General features: G+C 45.4%; 17 protein-coding genes. 7 read left to right on the top strand and 10 right to left on the bottom strand.

The window, feature by feature from the left end:
- Positions 1 to 3 precede the first annotated feature (3 nt).
- Positions 4 to 471, bottom strand: coding sequence for a hypothetical protein (locus AC5EF3_RS03380; RefSeq protein ID WP_493547022.1), 468 nt, complete (start codon positions 469 to 471; stop codon positions 4 to 6).
- Positions 472 to 647: 176 nt separating this feature from the next.
- On the opposite strand from AC5EF3_RS03380, the gene AC5EF3_RS03375 reads away from it, so the two are divergent.
- Positions 648 to 1,076: a hypothetical protein gene (locus AC5EF3_RS03375; protein WP_493547021.1), complete on the top strand. Its 429-nt coding sequence runs from the start codon at positions 648 to 650 to the stop codon at positions 1,074 to 1,076.
- Between the two features lie 9 nt (positions 1,077 to 1,085).
- Here the strand turns inward: AC5EF3_RS03375 and AC5EF3_RS03370 are convergent, their stop codons facing one another.
- Positions 1,086 to 1,541 (bottom strand): thioredoxin domain-containing protein, encoded by a 456-nt coding sequence (locus AC5EF3_RS03370; protein ID WP_493547020.1) that lies wholly within the window; start codon positions 1,539 to 1,541, stop codon positions 1,086 to 1,088.
- A 203-nt stretch (positions 1,542 to 1,744) separates the two neighbouring features.
- Here AC5EF3_RS03370 and AC5EF3_RS03365 point away from each other — a divergent pair, with 203 nt between their 5' ends.
- Positions 1,745 to 4,066: a S9 family peptidase gene (locus AC5EF3_RS03365; RefSeq protein WP_493547019.1), complete on the top strand. Its 2,322-nt coding sequence runs from the start codon at positions 1,745 to 1,747 to the stop codon at positions 4,064 to 4,066.
- A gap of 281 nt (positions 4,067 to 4,347) precedes the next feature.
- Here the strand turns inward: AC5EF3_RS03365 and AC5EF3_RS03360 are convergent, their stop codons facing one another.
- Positions 4,348 to 5,439: a YqiA/YcfP family alpha/beta fold hydrolase gene (locus tag AC5EF3_RS03360; RefSeq protein ID WP_493547018.1), complete on the bottom strand. Its 1,092-nt coding sequence runs from the start codon at positions 5,437 to 5,439 to the stop codon at positions 4,348 to 4,350.
- An 18-nt stretch (positions 5,440 to 5,457) separates the two neighbouring features.
- A complete protein-coding gene (locus AC5EF3_RS03355) occupies positions 5,458 to 5,952 on the bottom strand; it encodes a GAF domain-containing protein (protein ID WP_493547017.1) in 495 nt (164 codons plus the stop codon).
- 156 nt (positions 5,953 to 6,108) lie between these two features.
- On the opposite strand from AC5EF3_RS03355, the gene AC5EF3_RS03350 reads away from it, so the two are divergent.
- The gene (locus tag AC5EF3_RS03350; protein WP_493547016.1) at positions 6,109 to 6,627 is read left to right on the top strand and encodes an SPOR domain-containing protein; all 519 of its coding nucleotides are present in this window, start codon (positions 6,109 to 6,111) and stop codon (positions 6,625 to 6,627) included.
- A gap of 13 nt (positions 6,628 to 6,640) precedes the next feature.
- Here AC5EF3_RS03350 and AC5EF3_RS03345 read toward each other — a convergent pair whose 3' ends face one another.
- Positions 6,641 to 7,048 carry a MarR family winged helix-turn-helix transcriptional regulator gene (locus tag AC5EF3_RS03345; RefSeq protein WP_493547015.1) on the bottom strand — a complete coding sequence of 136 codons (408 nt, stop codon included), beginning with the start codon at positions 7,046 to 7,048 and terminating at the stop codon, positions 6,641 to 6,643.
- Positions 7,049 to 7,185: 137 nt separating this feature from the next.
- On the opposite strand from AC5EF3_RS03345, the gene AC5EF3_RS03340 reads away from it, so the two are divergent.
- The gene (locus AC5EF3_RS03340) at positions 7,186 to 8,130 is read left to right on the top strand and encodes a radical SAM protein (protein WP_493547014.1); all 945 of its coding nucleotides are present in this window, start codon (positions 7,186 to 7,188) and stop codon (positions 8,128 to 8,130) included.
- A 25-nt stretch (positions 8,131 to 8,155) separates the two neighbouring features.
- On the opposite strand, the gene AC5EF3_RS03335 is transcribed toward AC5EF3_RS03340, so the two are convergent.
- The 4 genes from AC5EF3_RS03335 to AC5EF3_RS03320 form a co-directional block, all read right to left on the bottom strand.
- Positions 8,156 to 8,374 carry a helix-turn-helix transcriptional regulator gene (locus tag AC5EF3_RS03335; protein ID WP_015826205.1) on the bottom strand — a complete coding sequence of 73 codons (219 nt, stop codon included), beginning with the start codon at positions 8,372 to 8,374 and terminating at the stop codon, positions 8,156 to 8,158.
- Positions 8,375 to 8,379: 5 nt separating this feature from the next.
- Positions 8,380 to 8,823, bottom strand: a complete 444-nt coding sequence (locus AC5EF3_RS03330) for a hypothetical protein (protein WP_493547013.1) — start codon at positions 8,821 to 8,823, stop codon at positions 8,380 to 8,382.
- Position 8,824: 1 nt separating this feature from the next.
- Positions 8,825 to 9,235, bottom strand: a complete 411-nt coding sequence (locus tag AC5EF3_RS03325; protein WP_015826203.1) for a hypothetical protein — start codon at positions 9,233 to 9,235, stop codon at positions 8,825 to 8,827.
- 72 nt (positions 9,236 to 9,307) lie between these two features.
- Positions 9,308 to 10,345 carry a 2'-deoxycytidine 5'-triphosphate deaminase gene (locus AC5EF3_RS03320; RefSeq protein ID WP_015826202.1) on the bottom strand — a complete coding sequence of 346 codons (1,038 nt, stop codon included), beginning with the start codon at positions 10,343 to 10,345 and terminating at the stop codon, positions 9,308 to 9,310.
- 63 nt (positions 10,346 to 10,408) lie between these two features.
- Here AC5EF3_RS03320 and metZ point away from each other — a divergent pair, with 63 nt between their 5' ends.
- The 3 genes from metZ to AC5EF3_RS03305 all read left to right on the top strand — a co-directional run bounded on the left by metZ (position 10,409) and on the right by AC5EF3_RS03305 (position 13,601).
- Positions 10,409 to 11,614: an O-succinylhomoserine sulfhydrylase gene (gene metZ, locus AC5EF3_RS03315; protein WP_493547012.1), complete on the top strand. Its 1,206-nt coding sequence runs from the start codon at positions 10,409 to 10,411 to the stop codon at positions 11,612 to 11,614.
- 115 nt (positions 11,615 to 11,729) lie between these two features.
- On the top strand, positions 11,730 to 12,137 hold the full coding sequence (gene apaG, locus AC5EF3_RS03310) for a Co2+/Mg2+ efflux facilitator ApaG/CorD (RefSeq protein WP_012778208.1): 408 nt from the start codon (positions 11,730 to 11,732) through the stop codon (positions 12,135 to 12,137).
- Between the two features lie 15 nt (positions 12,138 to 12,152).
- Positions 12,153 to 13,601 (top strand): TrkH family potassium uptake protein, encoded by a 1,449-nt coding sequence (locus tag AC5EF3_RS03305; RefSeq protein ID WP_012778207.1) that lies wholly within the window; start codon positions 12,153 to 12,155, stop codon positions 13,599 to 13,601.
- Here the strand turns inward: AC5EF3_RS03305 and hslO are convergent.
- Positions 13,598 to 14,548, bottom strand: a complete 951-nt coding sequence (gene hslO, locus AC5EF3_RS03300) for an Hsp33 family molecular chaperone HslO (RefSeq protein WP_493547011.1) — start codon at positions 14,546 to 14,548, stop codon at positions 13,598 to 13,600. The genes AC5EF3_RS03305 and hslO overlap by 4 nt on opposite strands.
- Positions 14,549 to 14,612: the final 64 nt, after the last annotated feature.

Raw genomic sequence — 14,612 nt, 5'->3', positions numbered from 1 at the left:
TGATCAATGCGCCAATGAGAGGTTGAAGGAAACTAGAAGCACTAACCCTCCCACAATAAAACATCCTGCTGAACCGAAAAACAATTCCAGCCCAACCTTTTTCATATTTTCCTCCATCCCTACGAAATCAGATCGTGCTTTTTCACTTGTTGTTTTGTTTAGCGAAACGCTAGCTACAAGATCAGTCGCCTGAACTATAGCCTTGGAATTCATATTATATAGCCTACCAGCAGACCCGACTGTAGCCACAACCCCCAAGGCAAAAGCGCCCAAGCTGATTTGAGTAAGTAATGAAAATGAAATTCTTAAATTCACAACGCCATCTAGAATGAACATCGCCATTACGCCATTGCCGACAACCAGCCAGATAACTAACTGAACGGCAATTTGGTGACTGTATTTAACACCCTCCAAAATTCCCGCGTACAATAATTTAATTAATTCAGATTTTTCTAAGTCTATGTCAGTCATTAATCCCCCCAGCGCATATCAAATGAAACCACAATATCTCTTCATCTTCTCTAAAAATCAGCCATTAACCAAAACTCTCACAACGTTTTTTAACGGCATGTAAAACACATTCTGACAGAACTATTCTCAGATTATTTTTATTATTCTATTTTTAAAGTGTTGGGGAAGACAATAAAATGTCTCGGGTTCAGCGGATATTTATTGCTATAAGCATTGCGCTTGCTCTAGGCGCGGCCGGCGCTGCATTGCTCAATAAGAACACGCATATGGTTTTCCATTCCGTGAAGGTGAAACCCCAATATTACATGCCACCAGATATCCAACCCAATTGCGTCAATGAATTTGGTTGTAATATTAAAACCCGCATACCAGTCTGGCTACAAAAACACCTCACTGAGGTAGAAATCACAAATCAATCCCAGCAGCATGTCGTGATCGTTGAAACGAATGTCGCCGTTTTAAAAAGTCTTGCTTATGGAACATTTGTCGGCACGCTTATTTATGGCTTTTTGTTCCTCACCAATCTAACCATTCGAGCGATATACAGACACCGCAAATTAATCGTCAGCTATCTACGATCTCAGTTTGCTATTTCAAGAGCTTAATTTTAAGCCTTAAGAAACTTGCTGAATGGAATTTTTCAAAACCTGCTTCATTTCATCAGCAGATAGTTTCACTGTCAGCTGATCTACAATCTCACCGGAATCAGCATTAAGCAGAAGCGTGAAACCCGTTCCGCCTTTATATTTTTCATAAACAGATGAGAAGTTATTCTCAGCTGCAATTTCAGCCGGCCCACTGCCTTGACCTAAGCTAAAATCCAGCTTCACAAATTTCACAGGTTTGTTTGCAAATTCCGGTGCCACTTGCGCCAATTTTGGCTCCAAAATTTTGCAGGCTGAACACCAAGCTGATGAGAAAGTTGCAGCAATTATTTCAGGCTCGCCATCATAGACATATTCAGATTCAGAGGCCGTTTTACTCAAAAAACCCATACCGTTGAACGCAGCAAACCCACAGACTGCTAACACCATCACAACAGCGAAGCCGTATTTTTTAAGCAATTTCATATCATCTCACCTTTATTTATAAGCAGATTTCATATCCCACAGCCTAAAATTTGGGAATGACACCAAATCACACAAAAGCGTGTTCAAGGGTCTCTCTGAGACAAATTCTCTTGGGTTTCTTTGAACACTTGCCTCAAAAGCGCATTAGGATAGATTGCCCTAAATATCTAAAAACGAGCATATCTCGGGGTCAAAATCATATCATGCTGAAACAAGTTTCTCTTCTCGCGCTTAGTCTCGGGCTAGCAAGCGCCTGCGCATCTCTTCCTGCAAGCAACCAAACAACATCACCAATTGATGCGCCAACAAATAGCGCTATTGATGGGACACCCACATCAGCAGAAGCTAAAACTCAAATGAAACTTTTGACGCCTGAACGCATTGCCGGTTCCCCTTCTTTGACTGGCCCTTCTCCCAGCTCCGTAAAATATTCGCCCGATGGCTCAAAACTCACATTCTTACAAGCGCGCGAAGATGATCGCCAACGCCAAGACCTTTGGGCCTATGATGTCTCCACCGGCCAAGCGACCATGCTGGTTGATTCCCAATTGCTAGAACCAGAAGGCTTTGAACTTTCCGAAGAAGAAAAAGCCCTGCGCGAACGCAAACGTATCGCCGGAACCACGGGTATTGTATCCTATGATTGGGATAAACGCGGCGAACAAATTCTTATCCCAATTGGCGGCGACCTCTATGTCGTCAAACTCACGGGTGCCACACCAGAAGTTCAACAGCTCACAGCCACAGAAGCCTTCGAATACAACGCAGAAATCTCTCCATCTGGAAACACGGTCTCCTTTATCCGTGACGGCGCACTCTATGCAATCAACCTCGCCAGCGGCGAGGAAAGCCAAATCTCTCCAGATGCAGATCCAGACAATGCTATCTCTTATGGTGTTTCTGAGTTTGTCGCCCAAGAAGAAATGAGCCGTTATGTTGGCACGTGGTGGTCACCTGATGACAAACACATTGTCTACACACGTGTTGATGAAAGCACTGTGGATATAATCCCGCGTTTTGATATCGCAGCCAATGATGTGACAGTCATCAACCAACGCTATCCGCGTACAGGTCGCCCAAACGCAATCGTTGATGTGTTTGTCAAAAACACACAAACAGGAGACGTTGTTCAGGTCGCGCTTGATGCATCACCCGACACCTATCTTGCGCGCGTCAATTGGGCAGGCAATAATTCTCTCTTCATTCAGCGCGTCAACCGCGACCAAACTCGCCTTGAAATGCTGCAAGTTGATCTTAAAACCGGCAGCGTGCGCGAAGCCTATGTTGAAGAGCAGCCAAACTGGATCAATTTATCAAAAGACTTCAACGCGCTTGAAAATGGTGGTTTCATCTGGACCACAGAAGAAAGTGGTTACCGCCATATCACGTTTCACAATGCAGATGGCTCAAAAGCGCATCAAGTCACAAGCGGTGAATGGGTGGTCAAATCCATCGAAGCTGTGGATGAAACAAACGGCTATGTGTATTTCTCTGCCAATAAAGATACCCCGATTGAAACCGGCCTTTACCGCGCCTCTTATAAAGAAGCCAACAGCCCAATTGAACGCATCACAGAACTTGGTGGTTTGTGGTCCATCAACATGGCGGCAGATGCACAAACTTATGTTGGAACTTTCCAATCCCCAACAACACCGCCGCAAACTGCTTTGTATAAAGCGGACGGATCTCGCATCGCATGGGTTGAAGAAAACGCTCTTGATGAAACGCACCCCTATTTTGAATATCTAGACGCACATGTCACACCAGAGTTCGGCACTATTACCGCAGAAGATGGACAGATTCTGCACTATTCTATCACAAAACCTCATGACTTTGATGCCACTAAAACATACCCAGCCATCGTCGAAGTGTATGGTGGGCCGCACGTACAGCGTGTAAATAAGCAATGGCTACTCTCTGATGTGATGAGCGCACAAAAGGGATATGTCGTCTTCCGATTGGACAATCGCGGCACATTCAATCGCGGCAAAAAGTTTGAAGATGTCATCTACCGCCTGACAGGTGAAATCGAAGTGCGCGACCAGCTTCAAGGTGTAGAATATCTTAAATCCTTACCCTTCATCGATAGCTCTCGCATTGGCCTGAATGGTTGGTCATATGGTGGCTATATGGCCCTAATGACCACGCTAAAAGCACCCGAAGGCACATTCGCGGCATCGGTTTCTGGTGCGCCAGTCACAGACTGGGCTCTGTATGATACATTCTACACAGAACGCTATATGGATACCCCTCAAGACAACCCAGAGGGCTATGAACAATCCTCAGTTTTCCCTCACCTGAAAAACCTCAACTCTCCCATGCTGATGATACACGGCATGGCGGATGATAATGTTACATTCGACAACTCAACCCGCGTTTATGCAGAACTTCAAAAGCTAAAAAAACCTTTTGAAATGATGACTTACCCCGGCCAACGCCACGGTGTCCGCGATACAGATATGAGCATCCATTTGATGAATACTCGCTATGCTTTCTTGGACCGATATTTGAAACCAGGTGAGTAAAGACTGGCGTTTCTTCCCCGACTTTATAATAGCCTATTGCAAGAAATAAAAACCTCTGACACACTCAAATCAGGTTTAACGTATTGAAAGGAGGTGGTCCGATGTCGAGCATTTTAACTGGTCAGGTTGGGTCTTTGTTGAATGGTAAACTTATGGGGCAGTCTTCATAAGCAAGCCATAAACCGGATTCTCATTCAGCAATATGTTGATGATATTGCGAGACCCCTCCGGATTTTTAAATGCGAGGCCGCTTCTTAATTGAAGCGGCCTTTTTATTTGCGTCAATCTGGAATTTGATTTGGCCCAATTTTACCAATCACAATCCTTGCTTTCTCAACATAAGTTCGAGCAATTTGTCTTTCAGGGTAACGAACACGCGCCAACTCTGCGAGCGACAAACACGCCTGATATTGGCATGTTAGATAATTATGCTTGATAATCGCTTCCATCATTTTTTGCGGGGTTGAAGGCTGCCCCATGCGGCGCGATAAGGTGGCAAATTCAGTCGGCAATATGCGCGGCAACTCAATATCAATCTCATCGCACAGCTCAACATATTGTTTGATCAATCCCCATGGTGTCATAAACGGATCATGTCCGGTCCTGATTTTTATCAGATATTCAATCTCAATGCGCGCAGCAGCTAAATCGCCATGATTTAAAGCAGCCTCCGCCTTAGCGCGGCGCGGCAGTGTAAACGCGCTGACATCAATCGCATCCTCCCCAAAATCTCCCGACCTTATAAACCCCTCAATACAAGGCCCCAGCATATTGATAGCGTTAAGTTGTTTGAGAATAAAATGACCAGCCCCATTTAGCGTGATCAATCTGGTATTCTTTCGTCCCGTCAGAAAATAAGACACAAATTTAGAATCTGCTTCATCTTCAGGATCAAACACAACAAGCACGCTATTTTGCATACTATATATTTGATTAAGGTCCGTATGCAGAAGTTCAATGTCGGGATGATAAGAACGCAACCCTTCCATATAGCTATGGATAGGCAAACGCGGCGCTATCGCTAATATGCGTGCATTGAATAAACTTCCAAAGTAAATGGCAGCATACCCGCCCAAACTTGTTCCATAGATTACAATATCTGTATGTAGCGCAATAACCGAACTCACGGCCTGCAAAAAGCTTTCTCGTGATAAGCTTTGAAAGAAATCTTTGGGTGAGCAAGCAACATTTATCTGGCTAATATTTATAGACTTGAAAAAATGTCGTCCAAAGTCGTCCTCTAATATCTGGCCCATAGAATTGAAGGTAATGACGAGTTGATCAGACCCTCTGTCAAAATAAGAGATCCTATAGTGAGAAGCATCCAATAAAGTCTGTCCTGCTTCATCATTCAGCTTTGCAGATTGATCCATAAAATCAGATCATTCCCTTTAAATCACCAATAGCTTCGCGCATAATGCTTCAAGCTTTTCTTTGTCTATGTCATCAAAAGAAGCGTGCTGTTCTGAATCAACATCCAGCACCGCTGCCAAGCTGCCATCTGCATTCAACACAGGCACCACGATCTCTGAATTTGAGCGGCTATCACAGGCAATGTGTCCGGGAAATGCGTGCACATCTTCAACCACTTGCGTCTCGCGCTTTGCGGCTGCTGCCCCGCAAACACCCCGCCCAAATGGGATGCGCAAACAGCCAAGTGTGCCTTGATACGGGCCAACGACTAGTTCATTTTCTTTAAGCGGATCAACTACATAAAAGCCAGTCCAGAAAAACACTGGAGTAAAAGCCTGCGCAAGCAGACAGGCGGCCGTTGCATAACGTGCTGTCACACTCGTCTCACCAGAGACTACGGACAAAATCTCAGCGCACACCTCATCATATTTGGTGGCTTTATCGGCTGAATATTGCATTGGCGCATGAGACATGGGGTGGCATCCTAGAAATTGATCTATGCGTGTACATAACAACTCTGCTGCAAAAACCAATATCCCGTCATCAACATGCCGCATTCTAAGCCAATGGTTAACCAATTCCTGCGTTTATTGTAGATGTTTGCGTTATAGTAGTAAGGGCCGAATGCCATGTCCGTTTTCAAAAAATCCACTCTGATTTGCGCTGGTTTTGCAGCCCTCTCCTTTAGCGTGATGAATGCCGCTTTCGCCCAATCCCTGCCTGTTCCTATGCCAATTGAAGAGCAAAGAGAGCTGGAAGATGCACGCCTACGTCAAAAAACAGATGAAGAATATGCAGGGCGCACACTGACCTTCACACAAGGTGTTCCCCTGGGTCGAAGCTCCGTTGCCTCCAGCCAAATCAATCCAATTTCGCGATCCAACACGCCCCAATTGCAGACCTTGCCATCCAATGCATCAGGTTACACGATTAAAGCCGGTTCATTTCAGTCTTTTGAAAACGCTCAAAAATTACATGCCAAACTATATGCGATAGGGTCTTCTAAAATTATTCCGCGCCGTGCCAATGGCAAGGATTTTTACGGTGTCTATCTTGGCCCATGGGCCACAGAAGCTGAGGCATTTCAAGCCTTTACGCTAGCAATGGATGCCGGCATGCAGGACGGTCAAATCCTAGATCCGCAATAGCAATATCAATGTTTCAGTCCTCAATTAGTTTTGTATGAAGATGCTTTAGCGTTGCTTCAAACACAGTCTGCTGGTCTTGCGGCAAGTCTTTCAGTATTGTTTCCACGCGTTTAATCGGGTCATTTTCTAGTGCCGCTATGCCGGATTTAGAAAGCCGCATACGACGTTTGCGGCGGTCATCTAATCTCACCTCGCCAATCACTAAACCTTTCTCTTCCAAGGCTGCCAATGCACGTGAGGCTGGTCCTGCTGTGATATTTAAATATTTAGCTACACCGTTCAAATCGCTTGCTTTTTCATCTGCTCCAGCGAGAAAACGCAGCACAGCCCATTGACCGGGATGCATGGCATTTGGGCCGCGTTCTTTATAGATCGCGCGCGCTGTTGCTTCTAGCATTTGAGCTGTTTGCGAGAGGTCCATATGGCTTTTTCCTTTGCTCATCTGCTCTTTATTCAACTTTTCATTCAGGCGCAAAATCTATTCTTTTGAATTTATTCTCACATGTCGTAACGGCAAAGTGACTATGAAAATAGTAAAACATCTCTAAAACGGAATTTATGGAACAAGCGCTCTATTCTTTGAAAAAGTTCGACGATCCCCGTATCACAGCGAAGGGTGAAACGCGGGCAATTGTGCCTTTTTCTGGCATTAAAACTCTGTGGTTCAACACAGGTACGCTTTGTAATATTGAATGCGCGAATTGCTACATTGAAAGTTCACCCACCAATGATCGACTCGTCTATCTTACGCTTGCAGATATCCTTCCCTTTTTTGATGAATTGGAAAGCGAGAATGAGTGCGGCGTTGAGATAGGTTTTACTGGCGGCGAACCTTTCATGGCCCCGCAAATTATTGATATGCTAGAAGAATCTCTGGTTCGTGGGCACTCAGTTTTGGTTTTAACAAATGCCATGCAACCCATGATGCGCCCCCGCATTCAGGCCGGACTTATCAACCTAAAAGAACGCTTTGGAAACCAGCTCACATTGCGTGTAAGCCTCGACCATTTCACCTCAGATTATCACGATAAAGAACGCGGTACAGGCAGTTTTGAAACCGCGATGATGGGATTGCGGTGGCTATCAGGGCATGGCTTTCAAATCACAATAGCAGGGCGTGCTCTGTATAATGAGTGTGAACACACAGCGCGAAAAGGCTATGCGGAATTGTTTGATATTGAAGGATTTTCTATCAATGCCAACAATCCGATATCACTAGTATTGTTTCCTGAAATGACGCCTAATTCTGACCCACCAGAAATTACAACAGCATGCTGGGGCATTTTAAATAAAGACCCCAAAGACATTATGTGCGCCAGTCAGCGAATGATCGTCAAACGTAAAGGGCAGACGCATACAACCGCATTGCCCTGCACATTGCTGCCCTATGATACGCGCTTTGATATGGGCCAAACACTTCAAGATGCCCGCAAACCTGTGCCACTAAACCACACTTATTGTGCGACTTTCTGTGTGCTGGGTGGCGGGTCTTGTTCAGCCTAGTGTGCCTAAAATGTTGTGTTGGTCTCTATTTAGTGTCGGCCAATTGTTGATCTGCTTCGTATTCAAATATTTCTTCAATTGGTACTTCGAAAAGGCGTGCGATTTTAAATGCGAGAGGTAAAGAAGGGTCATATTTGCCCGTTTCGATGGCATTGATAGACTGACGCGACACATCTAGTAAGTCTGCAAGAGCCGCCTGACTAATTTTTCGATGTGCCCTGAAAACCTTGATATGGTTTTTCATATAATTCAGTCCATATCCTGTCGAAGTTTTCGTTCTTGAAGATGGATCATACCAGCTGCAAATCCAACTGCTAATGGTGGCAACACAAACAACAAACTCACAGTATTTTCATACGGTGCCATATTCATAGCCATATGATAAGCGGCCATAAAAAACACCCAACTTAGTCCAAAAAACAAAGCTGACGCTAAAGCCTTAAAAACCATGATTGACTGAAGTTCGTCCATCCGTTTCATTCTAGTGAATATAACCTTCATTACGGCTAGCGTTAAAATACCAGATATTAAGGCCATTCCAGCAGCAAGGAATTGATGAGATTCTGGTTTCAAAAAGAAAAAAGCCAATACCACCTGTAAGACCGCCCATAGAAGTACGAAAAGATAATCAAAATCTTTCACAATGCGTTGTTCAATCATAATCGCCTCTTTTGCGTTTATCGACATATCCATTCTAAGCCGCGCTCTTTTCGAACAAATGGCGAGCACACGACACTATCCCCTGACTGGCAAAGAACATCGGAACAACGAGGAATGTCCACATGTTTGGGACAACTTCAAACAATTCGAGAAAGCCCCAAAGCATGCAAATTGAAAAGGTGATACCTGCGCCTAAAACAATCGCTTCGGTTTTTCTAGCTCGCGTATATTCATCCGTTTCCCGCAATAACCGCCAAGTAAGATAAAACACACCAATGACAGGTGCCGCCGTTAGGATTGAAACTAAAACCGCCATCCAAACTGGTTTTTCAGGAAAAGCACTAATTAGGAGCGGCCCAGCGAAACAAGCCACCACATAAAAACACATCAAAATCGCAAAATCACGCTTATAGCGTTTGTTTGCTAGGGAATAAGAATTTGCCACGATCAACCTCCATGTAAAGCTCGCTTTACATGTAAGGCTTCATTGTCATTTAGTCAAGCTAACTTTACAAACCTATTTCATTCCGAAATGTTTTGAGAGCTTAAGGCCCTGCCCTTGATAGTTTGAGAATGATCCCGCAGCCCCGTATGGTACTTTAGGATTTGCGACCATTGGCTCAAATACCAAACGCCCCATTGGCTGGCCATCTGTCAGGATGAATGGCACTTCGCGAGAGCGAACTTCTAGCACAGCTTTGCCTTCCAAACCTTCCACCCCAAAACCCGGATCAAAGAAGCCAGCATAATGAGCACGAAACTCACCAAATTCGGGCGCAATGGGTGCCATTTCAGCTGCTTCATCTACAGGGATGACAACTTTTTCTTTGGAGGCAAGAATATAAAACTCTCCCGGATCAAGCACGAGTGCGCCATTATAAGGTCGCACCGGTTCCCAAAAATCTTCGATTTTGTGTCCGTTTATATTTTTTAGATCGAGGACGCGAGAATGCCGCTTGGCACGATAACCGGCAATATCATCATTGCCCGGTTTTAGATCTATAGAGAAAATTTCATCACGAATGGTTTTCTGCTCGCCATTTCTTAAACGAAGCTGGAGCAAGCGATCGCCTTCTCGCGCAAGAATAGAGAATGTACGCGGTGAAATCTCAACATAAAGAGGACCAGAATAACCTGCTCGTGCTGCATCGAACCTATCAGAACCATCGGTAATCATGCGAACAAACACATCGATACGACCAGTTGAACTTTTAGGGTTTGCCGCGCCGGATAAACCTTCAGGAAGATTGAGAACTTCCTTCAATGGCACAAGATAAACACACCCTGTTTCAAGCACTGTGCCTTTCGTAAGGTCCAGCTCATGCATCACCAGATCGTCATTAAAGTAATCGCTTACTTTTTTACCCAGCCCAGGCAAAAAACTGGCGCGCATTCGATAAGCTGTTTTCCCTAACCGTAAATCTATGGAAGCGGGTTGAACTTGATCATTTGCAAGTCCATCTACCGAAGAAATCACTTCAGAGTCACACAATGACTGAATTTGGGTATCTGGTAGCACTCCAATGGGAGTTTTTTCAATTTTGCGTCCGGTCATGACTTGACCCTTTGTAATTATCAAGATCCCTATGCAGACCGAACAAGAAGGAAAGATCCACCTATGGCCGACAAGAACGAACAGTCAAACCGCGACTCTGCTAAACTTGCAACAACTTTAGTACATGGCGGACGTATGCGCTCGGAATTTTGTGAGACATCCGAGGGCATGTTCCTGACATCTGGCTATTGTTACCCGAATGCAGAAACGGCTCAAGCGCGCATGGCTGGTGATGAACCCGGCTTTGTTTACTCACGCTATGCAAACCCAACAATCCAGATGCTTGAAGACAAGCTTGCCCTTATTGAAGGTGCTGAAGCATGTCGCTGTACAGCCTCAGGCATGGCTGCGATTTCTGCTGCATTGATTGCACCTTGTCAGCAAGGCGACCGCATTGTTGCTGCCAAAGCGCTGTTTGGATCATGTACGTGGATTTTGAAAAACCTAATGCCAAAATTTGGTATTGAGGTGGAATTTGTCGATGCCGTGGATATGGACGCATGGAAAGCAGCGCTTTCTAAGCCGACGCGCCTTGTCTTAATCGAAAGCCCATCAAATCCTCTTCTTGAAGGCGCTGACATCAAAGCCATTGCAGACCTTACTCACGCTGCTGGCGCTGAACTTGTTGTCGATAATGTATTCGCTACGCCAATGTGTCAGAAACCGCTTGAGCTAGGCGCAGATTGGGTTGTCTATTCCTGCACCAAACACATGGATGGACAAGGGCGTGTATTGGCCGGTGCTATCCTTGGTAAAAAAGAAGCCATGGACGAAATATTTGATGGATATCTTAAACACACGGGTCCCGCGATTTCCCCCTTCAACGCTTGGGTAGTTCTTAAGGGACTAGAAACAATGGAATTACGGGTCGAACGCATGGCAAGCACAGCTGCGAAAGTGGCTGACTTTATTGCAGATCACCCTGCCATTGCTGAAGTGCGCTATCCGGGCCGTAAAGATCATCCCCAATATGACATCTTCCAGAAACAACAAACTGGTGGCGGAACGCTAATTGCACTTTCATTTAAAGGTGGCAAAGAAGCTGCTTTCAAGGCGTTCAATGCATTTGAAATCGTCACGATTTCTAATAATCTCGGCGATGCGAAATCGCTAATCTGTCATCCAACGACGACAACTCACCGAACTTTATCTGATGAGGAAAAAGCTGAAGTGGGTCTAAATGATAGCTGGGCGCGTTTGTCTATCGGTTTAGAACACCCTGATGATTTGATTGCCGACTTCTCAAATGCCCTCGATAAAGCACTATAGTTTTACAAGTTTTATGCAGATATAGAATTTAGCAAGAAATAAAGTGGCATGTCTGCTGCAATACGGTATCACTTAGTCGAAATGTATTTCGTCCATGATCAGGAGTGCGGCAGGCATGAGCCAAGCCCATACATATGAGTTAGAAACAAATGGTGTCATCGTTCGGGTGACGCCGCGTTTTCTGGATGCCGAATCCTCTCCCAAGGATCATCGCTATGTCTGGGCCTATTCCATAGAGATTAAAAACCTCAATGATCATCCAGTTCAACTCATGACACGTTATTGGAAGATTTCTGATCGCAATGGCGGTATGCAAGAAGTTGAAGGTGAAGGCGTAGTCGGAAAAACGCCGACAATAGAACCTGGCAAGACCTTCCAATACTCATCTGGTGCACCGCTAACCGCTCCATCTGGTATAATGCAAGGCCAGTTTACTTTCGACAATGGCAGCGGCGAAGATATGTTTGTCGACATTCCAGCTTTCTCCCTAGATAGCCCTTATGACTCATCGCGACCCAATTAGAGCAACATATTAGATATGAAACTCAGGCCATTATTATACGCCATGGGATTGATGACGCTGGGGCTTGGCCTGTTCATGCTGCCCTGTGTTGTTGCCGACCTTGAAGCAGACCGGGACGAATGGCGAATATTCTTTCTTCTCTCTATCGCCTCGATCACGCTTGGCGGTGTTATGGCCTTATCTGCTCGCGTCGAGAAAGTGCCAATTCGAACGCATGATGCCTTTGTATTGACGGTATTATTATGGGTCGTCCTTGTGTTTGTTGCTTCCGGCCCATTCTTTATTGGCTTTGGTATGAGCTTCACAGATGCTGTTTTCGAGAGCATGTCTGGCCTGACAACCACCGGTGCCACCATCATGACTGGGATTGAAAACTACCCACCCAGCCTGCATTTATGGCGATCACTTCTGCACTGGATTGGCGGTATTGGAATTATCGTCACGGCCATCGCCATTTTGCCGTCCCTTCGCTTGGGGGGAATGCAGTTATTTCACCTTGAAAGTTCGGATACATCAGAGAAATTTCTGCCTCGCATTGGAGAAATCGCCCTACAAACAACCTATGTTTATCTGGGACTTACGGTAATATGCGCGGGGCTTTATCGCCTGACTGGTATGAGCGGATTTGTGTCTATCACCATGGCGATGTCCACAGTATCTACGGGTGGTTTTGCTGTCACCGATGCTAGTTTTGCACCATATGTTGAAGGTCATGCTGATATTGTCGCGATGATTTTCATGTCGATTTGTTCCATGCCATTCGCATTAATGGTGATTGCACTTCATGGAAAATGGAAGCTTGTGATCAAAGATCCCCAGCCCTTGGTCTGGTGCTGTTTTGCAATAGCAGGTTCGGTCATTATGGCGATGTATATTGCCTACCATCAGGAAGTTGAGGTCGGGCCTGAAGGCACGCTAAGAATGGTGGCGTTCAATGTCATTTCTATTCTCTCAGGCACAGGATTTGGGACTGAAGACTTCAATACATGGGGGCCTTTTCCAGCTACTATATTTATCTTAATGATGTTTTTGGGTGGAACTGCTGGTTCAGCATCATGTGGATTGAAAACCTTCCGCGTTCATATCGCCTTTAAAGCCATGATTTCCTATACCAAGCAAATGATACGGCCTAACCAAATTTCTCCAGTGCGGTATGCTGGAAAACGCGTCGAGGAAACGACACTTCAATCCATTATGATTTTCGTATTTCTGTTTTTGGCATCTTTTGCAGTGTTAACCTGCGGGCTCGCCATGACTGGATTAGACCCACTCACAGCCATTTCAGCAGCAGCAGCGACGATATGTAATGTCGGCCCTGGGCTGGGTGAAATCGTTGGGCCAGCAGGAACTTTTCAGCCCCTGCCGGACGCCGCGAAATGGATGTGTATCACCGCCATGCTACTTGGACGATTAGAACTCATCTCCATTTTTGTTATTCTCTCGCCTTCATTCTGGCGAAATTAAAGCTGAAGTTTAAGCACGTCTTCGGTGGGTATCCGGTAGATACGGCCGCAAAACTGACAATCAGCAACAAGCTCATCCTCATCCTTTGCAAGATAAAGCACTTCAGATTTTGGCATGGCTGCTAAAGTGGTTTTAAACCGTTCAGCAGAACATGGGCATTTATCCTGAAGTGTGATTGGCAATTCTAGGCGCACACCTTCTTCATGGAATAAACGATACAATAATCCAGAAGAAGCTAATGTTTCGGACGTAAGCTCTTCATCACTTAAGGTGTCGAAATAGGCACGCGCTGTGTCCCAATCCTCTTCAGTATCGCCCCTTGCATCATCTCCAGCAACTTTCTGGATAATCATACCACCAGCACGCCAGCGAACAGTTCCACCTTCTTCTGCAATTTGCTCAACAGCAAGTCGCACGCGTGTTGGGATTTGTTCTGACTGATTAAAATAATGCTGCGCACATTCAGCCAGCGTATCACCTTCGATCGGCACTATACCCTGATAAGGCGTTGTGTTTTCCTGATCTTGAATGATGATCAGCCCCATAACACCCTCACCGATAAGATCAGGAACTTTAGGCTTTTCGTCCTTAAACGTCTCGACAAGCGCGGTCCACTTTTCGTCATTCAGGCGCACATAGCCGCGCACATCACCATCCGTGCGTGCTTCGGCCACCAGCAATTTAATGGGGCCATCGCCTTCAGCTTGCACCATGATCCGGCCATCAACCTTCACCGTGGCTGCTGTCATCACAGCTAATGCTAACGCCTCACCTAATATCTGCGCAGCCCATAACGGATAATCATGACGCTTTAAAATGCTGTCAATTGTCATATCACCAAGCTTGGTGACACGACCGCGAACCGTCGCGTTTTCCAACTGGAAGCTAGAAACGGTATCTATGTCGCCAGTTGGCGACGCAATATGTGTTGAAGTAAATTGAGTCATTGAGGGCAGATAACACTTCACTCACCCCATTTGCAGGGGTGAGGCCTTATTTTTTTCATTTCGA

The sequence above is a fragment of the Hirschia sp. genome, assembly GCF_058892565.1.
Note: the sequence above shows the minus strand (reverse complement) of the source record. Positions and strands in the feature narration are given on the sequence as shown.

Excerpts from the sequence above, each read along its gene's own strand:
- AC5EF3_RS03305 (WP_012778207.1), top strand. The coding sequence starts at position 12,153 with ATGAAACTCAGGCCATTATTATACGCCATGGGATTGATGACGCTGGGG.
- AC5EF3_RS03340 (WP_493547014.1), top strand. The coding sequence starts at position 7,186 with ATGGAACAAGCGCTCTATTCTTTGAAAAAGTTCGACGATCCCCGTATC.
- apaG (WP_012778208.1), top strand. The coding sequence starts at position 11,730 with ATGAGCCAAGCCCATACATATGAGTTAGAAACAAATGGTGTCATCGTT.
- AC5EF3_RS03345 (WP_493547015.1), bottom strand. The coding sequence starts at position 7,048 with ATGGACCTCTCGCAAACAGCTCAAATGCTAGAAGCAACAGCGCGCGCG.
- hslO (WP_493547011.1), bottom strand. The coding sequence starts at position 14,548 with ATGACTCAATTTACTTCAACACATATTGCGTCGCCAACTGGCGACATA.
- AC5EF3_RS03380 (WP_493547022.1), bottom strand. The coding sequence starts at position 471 with ATGACTGACATAGACTTAGAAAAATCTGAATTAATTAAATTATTGTAC.
- AC5EF3_RS03370 (WP_493547020.1), bottom strand. The coding sequence starts at position 1,541 with ATGAAATTGCTTAAAAAATACGGCTTCGCTGTTGTGATGGTGTTAGCA.
- AC5EF3_RS03375 (WP_493547021.1), top strand. The coding sequence starts at position 648 with ATGTCTCGGGTTCAGCGGATATTTATTGCTATAAGCATTGCGCTTGCT.
- metZ (WP_493547012.1), top strand. The coding sequence starts at position 10,409 with ATGGCCGACAAGAACGAACAGTCAAACCGCGACTCTGCTAAACTTGCA.
- AC5EF3_RS03355 (WP_493547017.1), bottom strand. The coding sequence starts at position 5,952 with ATGTCTCATGCGCCAATGCAATATTCAGCCGATAAAGCCACCAAATAT.
- AC5EF3_RS03335 (WP_015826205.1), bottom strand. The coding sequence starts at position 8,374 with ATGAAAAACCATATCAAGGTTTTCAGGGCACATCGAAAAATTAGTCAG.
- AC5EF3_RS03350 (WP_493547016.1), top strand. The coding sequence starts at position 6,109 with ATGTCCGTTTTCAAAAAATCCACTCTGATTTGCGCTGGTTTTGCAGCC.
- AC5EF3_RS03320 (WP_015826202.1), bottom strand. The coding sequence starts at position 10,345 with ATGACCGGACGCAAAATTGAAAAAACTCCCATTGGAGTGCTACCAGAT.
- AC5EF3_RS03360 (WP_493547018.1), bottom strand. The coding sequence starts at position 5,439 with ATGGATCAATCTGCAAAGCTGAATGATGAAGCAGGACAGACTTTATTG.
- AC5EF3_RS03330 (WP_493547013.1), bottom strand. The coding sequence starts at position 8,823 with ATGGATATGTCGATAAACGCAAAAGAGGCGATTATGATTGAACAACGC.
- AC5EF3_RS03365 (WP_493547019.1), top strand. The coding sequence starts at position 1,745 with ATGCTGAAACAAGTTTCTCTTCTCGCGCTTAGTCTCGGGCTAGCAAGC.